Annotated in this window: 9 protein-coding genes and 1 pseudogene; all 10 read left to right on the top strand. The window is 62.6% G+C overall.

The genetic code is table 11. The features are described 5' to 3' along the window. Window positions 1–30: 30 nt before the first annotated feature. Window positions 31–1,173 (top strand): elongation factor Tu, encoded by a 1,143-nt coding sequence (gene tuf / locus ASD68_RS07375; RefSeq protein ID WP_056604920.1) that lies wholly within the window; start codon window positions 31–33, stop codon window positions 1,171–1,173. Continuing rightward, window positions 1,166–1,504: pseudogene (gene tuf / locus ASD68_RS07370) on the top strand (elongation factor Tu); the annotation flags it as partial. The gene tuf (ASD68_RS07375) and the pseudogene tuf (ASD68_RS07370), both read left to right, overlap by 8 nt. A gap of 414 nt (window positions 1,505–1,918) precedes the next feature. Then, window positions 1,919–2,230: a 30S ribosomal protein S10 gene (rpsJ, locus tag ASD68_RS07365; RefSeq protein ID WP_007082173.1), complete on the top strand. Its 312-nt coding sequence runs from the start codon at window positions 1,919–1,921 to the stop codon at window positions 2,228–2,230. Window positions 2,231–2,250: 20 nt separating this feature from the next. After that, window positions 2,251–2,892, top strand: coding sequence for a 50S ribosomal protein L3 (gene rplC, locus ASD68_RS07360; protein WP_056080653.1), 642 nt, complete (start codon window positions 2,251–2,253; stop codon window positions 2,890–2,892). 11 nt (window positions 2,893–2,903) lie between these two features. After that, window positions 2,904–3,506 carry a 50S ribosomal protein L4 gene (rplD, locus tag ASD68_RS07355; RefSeq protein ID WP_007082175.1) on the top strand — a complete coding sequence of 201 codons (603 nt, stop codon included), beginning with the start codon at window positions 2,904–2,906 and terminating at the stop codon, window positions 3,504–3,506. Further along, the gene (gene rplW, locus ASD68_RS07350) at window positions 3,503–3,796 is read left to right on the top strand and encodes a 50S ribosomal protein L23 (protein WP_007082176.1); all 294 of its coding nucleotides are present in this window, start codon (window positions 3,503–3,505) and stop codon (window positions 3,794–3,796) included. The genes rplD and rplW overlap by 4 nt, the downstream gene beginning before the upstream one ends. 17 nt (window positions 3,797–3,813) lie before the next feature. Next, window positions 3,814–4,638, top strand: a complete 825-nt coding sequence (rplB, locus tag ASD68_RS07345; RefSeq protein ID WP_007082177.1) for a 50S ribosomal protein L2 — start codon at window positions 3,814–3,816, stop codon at window positions 4,636–4,638. A 12-nt stretch (window positions 4,639–4,650) separates the two neighbouring features. Next, on the top strand, window positions 4,651–4,923 hold the full coding sequence (gene rpsS, locus ASD68_RS07340) for a 30S ribosomal protein S19 (protein ID WP_007082178.1): 273 nt from the start codon (window positions 4,651–4,653) through the stop codon (window positions 4,921–4,923). Continuing rightward, complete coding sequence (gene rplV / locus ASD68_RS07335; protein WP_007082179.1) at window positions 4,923–5,258, top strand: 50S ribosomal protein L22; 336 nt, start codon at window positions 4,923–4,925, stop codon at window positions 5,256–5,258. Before rpsS ends, rplV begins: the two co-directional genes overlap by 1 nt. Window positions 5,259–5,273: 15 nt before the next feature. Further along, window positions 5,274–6,026, top strand: coding sequence for a 30S ribosomal protein S3 (rpsC, locus tag ASD68_RS07330; RefSeq protein ID WP_007082180.1), 753 nt, complete (start codon window positions 5,274–5,276; stop codon window positions 6,024–6,026). Window positions 6,027–6,037: the final 11 nt, after the last annotated feature.

Here is a 6,037-nt window from a genome sequence, read left to right as displayed (position 1 = left end):
CCGAATAACAGTTCTTTCGAGGTTTGAGTCATGGCAAAGGGTAAATTCGAACGCACCAAGCCGCACGTCAACGTCGGCACGATTGGTCACGTGGATCACGGCAAGACGACGCTGACGGCCGCACTGACGAAGGTCGGTGCCGAGCGCTTCGGTGGCGAGTTCAAGGACTACAGCGCGATCGACGCGGCGCCGGAAGAGAAGGCGCGCGGCATCACGATCTCGACCGCCCACGTGGAATACGAATCGCCGGTGCGCCACTACGCGCACGTCGATTGCCCGGGCCACGCSGACTATGTGAAGAACATGATCACCGGTGCGGCGCAGATGGACGGCGCGATCCTGGTGTGCTCGGCCGCTGACGGCCCGATGCCGCAGACCCGCGAGCACATCCTGCTGTCGCGTCAGGTCGGCGTGCCGTACATCGTGGTGTTCCTGAACAAGGCCGACATGGTCGACGACGCCGAGCTGCTCGAGCTGGTCGARATGGAAGTGCGCGAGCTGCTTTCCAAGTACGACTTCCCGGGCGACGACACCCCGATCATCCACGGTTCGGCGCTGAAGGCGCTGGAAGGTGATCAGAGCGAAATCGGCGTGCCGGCGATCATCAAGCTGGTCGACGCGCTGGACAGCTACATCCCGGAGCCGGTGCGCACCATCGACAAGCCGTTCCTGATGCCGGTCGAGGACGTGTTCTCGATCTCCGGYCGCGGCACGGTCGTCACCGGTCGTATCGAGCGCGGCATCATCAAGGTCGGCGACGAAGTCGAAGTGGTCGGTATCCGCGACACGCAGAAGACCACGGTCACCGGCGTGGAAATGTTCCGCAAGCTGCTGGACCAGGGTCAGGCAGGCGACAACGCCGGTCTGCTGCTGCGCGGCCTGAAGCGTGACGACGTGGAGCGTGGCCAGGTGCTGGCCAAGCCGGGCACGATCACCCCGCACACCGACTTCGAGGCCGAGGTCTATGTGCTGAGCAAGGACGAGGGTGGCCGTCATACCCCGTTCTTCAAGGGCTACCGTCCGCAGTTCTACTTCCGCACCACCGACGTCACCGGCGCTTGCGAGCTGCCCGAGGGCGTGGAAATGGTGATGCCGGGCGACAACGTGAAGATGGTGGTGAGCCTGATCCACCCGATCGCGATGGACGAAGGCCTGCGTTTCGCCGAAGCGTGACGACGTGGAGCGTGGCCAGGTGCTGGCCAAGCCGGGCACGATCACCCCGCACACCGACTTCGAGGCCGAGGTCTATGTGCTGAGCAAGGATGAGGGTGGCCGTCATACCCCGTTCTTCAAGGGCTACCGTCCGCAGTTCTACTTCCGCACCACTGACGTCACCGGCGCTTGCGAGCTGCCCGAGGGCGTGGAAATGGTGATGCCGGGCGACAACGTGAAGATGGTGGTGAGCCTGATCCACCCGATCGCGATGGACGAAGGCCTGCGTTTCGCTATTCGCGAAGGCGGCCGCACCGTCGGCGCCGGCGTGGTGGCCAAGGTCATCAAGTAAAGCCGTCAATCACGAGGCCGCCTTGCGCGGCCTCGTGTGCATTCCCGCGCAGGTTCCCATCGACTGAAATGTCGAGGGGGCTTCACTAAGCGGAAGTTTGCAGATATACTTCGCAGCTTGCTTATCGACGGACATGGTTTTCGTCGATCTACCGCGAAATGAGACACAGGAAGTGTTTCGAGTTCGCTGGCCGAGGACGGCCCTCGCAATCTCACTCGATCAAAGGCATGGCCGATGATCGGTTTTTTTGCGCGAAGGCAAATGCTGGTCCAGGCGAGCCGTCAACGTTCGCCTGGGCTTTTCGGATTTGGGGCGGCGTGTTTGCGGCCCCGATGTGGTGCAGAAACAGGTTGTGCGGATCGGTGAGAAGCCGTTCCGTTTCACATTACGTTCTTTCGACAACAGGACACGGTTATGGCGAACCAGAAGATTCGGATTCGGCTGAAGGCATACGATCACCGACTGATCGACCGCTCGGCCAGCGAGATTGTCGAGACCGCCAAGCGCACTGGCGCAACGGTACTCGGCCCGATCCCGCTCCCGACCAAGATCGAGCGCTACACGATCCTCACGTCCCCGCATGTGGACAAGGATGCGCGCGATCAGTACGAGACCCGCACGCACAAGCGTGTACTCGACATTGTCGACCCGAACGACAAAACCGTGGACGCGCTCATGAAGCTTGATCTCGCCGCTGGCGTCGATGTTCAGATCAAGCTCGGTTGAGCGACAGACAGGATACGAAGATGAGTATCGGATTGGTTGGCCGCAAATGCGGCATGAGTCGCCTCTTCACTGAAGATGGCCGCTCGATTCCGGTGACGCTGATCGAAGCGACCCCGAATCGCGTGACCCAGCTGAAGACGGAAGATAACGATGGCTACAGCGCCGTCCAGGTTGCAGCGGGCACCAAGCGCGCGAACCTGTTGACCCAGCCGCTGAAGGGTCATTACGCAAAGGCAAAGGTCGAGCCGGGTCGTGGCTTGTGGGAATTCCGCGTGTCCGCCGATGATCTCGGCAAGTACAGCGTCGGTGCCGACATCAAGGCGGACGAGGTGTTCAGCGTCGGCCAGATCGTCGATGTTGCCGGTGTGTCGAAGGGCAAGGGTTTCCAGGGCACGATCAAGCGCTGGAACTTCAAGATGGGTGACGCTACCCACGGTAACTCGCTGTCGCATCGCGCGCCGGGTTCCATCGGTCAGCGCCAGACCCCGGGTCGCGTTTTCCCGGGCAAGAAGATGGCCGGTCACATGGGTGCGGTCAACCGCACGCAGCAGGGTCTGGAAGTGGTCAAGGTCGACGCCGAGCGTCATCTGATCGCGGTGAAGGGCGCGGTCCCCGGTGCAACCGGTGGCGACGTCATCATCCGCCCGACGACGAAGAGCTGAGGAGAGACGCCATGGAACTCAATGTCATTGGTGCCAAGTCGCTCAGCGTGTCCGACGAAGTGTTCGGCGGTGAGTACAAGAAGGCCCTGGTTCATCAGGTCGTGGTGGCCTATCAGGCCGCCGGCCGCGCCGGTACGAAGGCGCAGCTCTCGCGTGGCGAGATGTCCGGTACCACCAAGAAGTTCAAGAAGCAGAAGGGCGGCGGCGCCCGTCACGGCGATTACCGCGCTCCGATCTTCATCGGTGGCGGTGTCACGTTTGCCGCCAAGCCGCGCAGCTACGAGCAGAAGGTCAACCGCAAGGCCTACCGCGTGGCGATCCGCTCGATTTTCTCCGAGCTGATTCGTCAGGATCGCCTGAAGGTGGTCGAGAGCTTTGGTATCGAAACGCCGAAGACCTCCGCGATGGTTGCCAAGCTGGCCGAGCTGGACGTTTCCGGTCGCGTGCTGCTGGTGTCCGAAGATGCGTCCGAGTCGGTGTTTCTGGCCGCGCGCAACATCCCCTATATCCATGTGCTGGACGTGATGGGCCTGAACCCCGTCAGCCTCGTCGGCTCCGACCACGTAGTGGTGACGGTCGATGCGGTGAAGAAGATCGAGGAGTGGCTGGCATGAACAACGAACGCATTCTCGATACGCTGCGCGCGCCGCACATTTCCGAGAAATCGGCGCGTCTGGCCGAGCACAACCAGTACGTATTCGTGGTTGCCCCCGCGGCAACCAAGGCCGATGTCCGCGCTGCCGTGGAGAAGTTGTTCGACGTGAAAGTCGAGCAGGTGAACCTCGTCAACACGAAAGGCAAGGTCAAGTCCTTCCGTTTCCGCGCTGGCAGCCGCCAGGGCAAGCGCAAGGCCTATGTGCGTCTTGCCGATGGCCAGACCATCGACGTGTCCGCCAAGGCCTGAGCCAGGAGTTCTTTGAGATGGCACTAATCAACCACAAGCCGACCTCGCCAGGCCGTCGCGACGCCGTCAGCGTCAAGACGGAAGGCCTGTACAAGGGTGCGCCGTACGCGGCGTTGACCGAGTCGCAGTCCCGCAGCGGCGGTCGCAACCATCATGGCCGCATCACCGTGCGTCATCGCGGCGGCGGTCACAAGCAGCACTACCGCATCATCGATTTCAAGCGTGACAAGGAAGGCATCGCCGCCCGCGTCGAGCGCATCGAATACGATCCGAACCGCACCGCGCACATCGCGCTGCTGTGCTACGCCGATGGCGAGCGTCGTTACATCATCGCGCCCAAGGGCGTGCAGGTGGACGATCGCCTGGTGTCCGGTCGCGACGCGCCGATCAAGGCCGGCAACTGCCTGCAGCTGCGCAACATCCCGATGGGCAGCACGATCCATTGCATCGAGCTGCGTCCGGGCAAGGGCGCGCAAATTGCCCGCAGCGCCGGCGCCTCGGTGCAGCTGGTGGCCCGCGAGTCCGGCTACGCCACCTTGCGTCTTCGCTCCGGCGAAATGCGCCGCGTCTCGGTCGATTGCCGCGCCACCATCGGTGAGGTCGGCAACGGCGAGCACAGCCTGAAGAAGCTCGGCAAGGCCGGCGCCAAGCGCTGGCTGGGTATCCGCCCGACCGTTCGCGGTGTGGTGATGAACCCGGTCGACCATCCGCACGGCGGTGGTGAAGGCAAGACCTCCGGTGGTCGTCATCCGGTCAGCCCGTGGGGCACGCCGGCGAAGGGTTACAAGACCCGTAACAACAAGCGCACGCAGCAGTTCATCGTGCGTCGTCGTACGAAGTAACAGGAAACCGACATGCCTCGCTCTCTGAAGAAAGGTCCGTTCGTCGACCTTCACCTCGTAAAGAAGGTGGAAGCTGCGGTTTCCGCCAACAACAAGCGTCCGATCAAGACCTGGTCGCGCCGCTCGATGATCCTGCCGGAAATGGTCGGCTTGACCATCGCCATCCACAACGGCCGTCAGCACGTGCCCGTCCTGATCAACGAGAACATGGTCGGGCACAAGCTCGGCGAGTTCGCGGTGACCCGTACGTTCAAGGGCCATGTCGGCGACAAGAAGGGTAAGTGATGAGCACTGAAGCCAAAGCGATCCTGCGTGGCGCCCGCATCTCGGCGCAAAAGGCACGCCTGGTGGCTGATCTCGTCCGCGGGCTTCCCGTGGGCCGGGCCAGCGACGTGCTCACCTACACCAACAAGAAGGCCGCACACCTCGTTCGCAAGGTGCTGCTTTCGGCCGTCGCCAATGCCGAGAACAATCTCGGCGCCGACGTTGACGAGCTGAAGGTGTCCAGCATCTTCGTCGACGAAGGTCCGGCGATGAAGCGCATGTACGCCAGGGCCAAGGGCCGCGGTTCGCGCATCCTGAAACGCACCAGCCACATCACTGTGGTTGTTGGCAACTGACCGAGGATATAGACGATGGGTCATAAAGTTCATCCCACCGGTATCCGCCTCGGCATTGCCAAGGATTGGAACTCGAAGTGGTATGCGAACAAGCGCGATTACGCCACGTACCTCGTGGCTGACATCAAGGTTCGCGACATGCTGAAGAAGAAGCTGGCCCAGGCCGGCATCTCGAAAATCCAGATCGAGCGTCCGGCCAAGACCGCACGCGTGACGATCCACACCGCCCGTCCGGGCGTGGTGATCGGCAAGAAGGGCGAGGATATCGAGAAGCTGCGCAAGGAAGTCAGCGACATGATGGGCGTCCCGACGCACATCAACGTCAGCGAAGTGCGCAAGCCCGAGCTCGACGCGCAGTTGGTTGCCGAGTCGATCGCGCAGCAGCTGGAGCGCCGCATCATGTTCCGCCGCGCGATGAAGCGCTCGGTCGGCAACGCGATGCGCCTCGGTGCGCTGGGCGTCAAGATCAACGTGTCCGGTCGTCTGAACGGTGCCGAGATCGCTCGTTCCGAATGGAGCCGCGAAGGTCGCGTGCCGCTGCATACGCTGCGCGCCGACATCGATTACGGCTTTGCCGAGGCGAAAACCACCTACGGCATCATCGGCATCAAGGTGTGGATCTTCAAGGGCGAAATCTTCGATCTCGCCGCGGCCACCCAGGAGTCGAAGGACGAGTCGTCGCAGCCGCGCCGCGAGGGTGGCGAAGGTCGTCGTAATGATTCGCGTCGCGAGGCCGGTGACGGCCGCCGCGAGCGGTCTGCGAAGTAAGGAGAGTTGCC

It is taken from the genome of Rhodanobacter sp. Root627, from assembly GCF_001427835.1.
Lineage (GTDB): Bacteria > Pseudomonadota > Gammaproteobacteria > Xanthomonadales > Rhodanobacteraceae > Rhodanobacter > Rhodanobacter ginsenosidimutans.
Note: the sequence above shows the minus strand (reverse complement) of the source record. Positions and strands in the feature narration are given on the sequence as shown.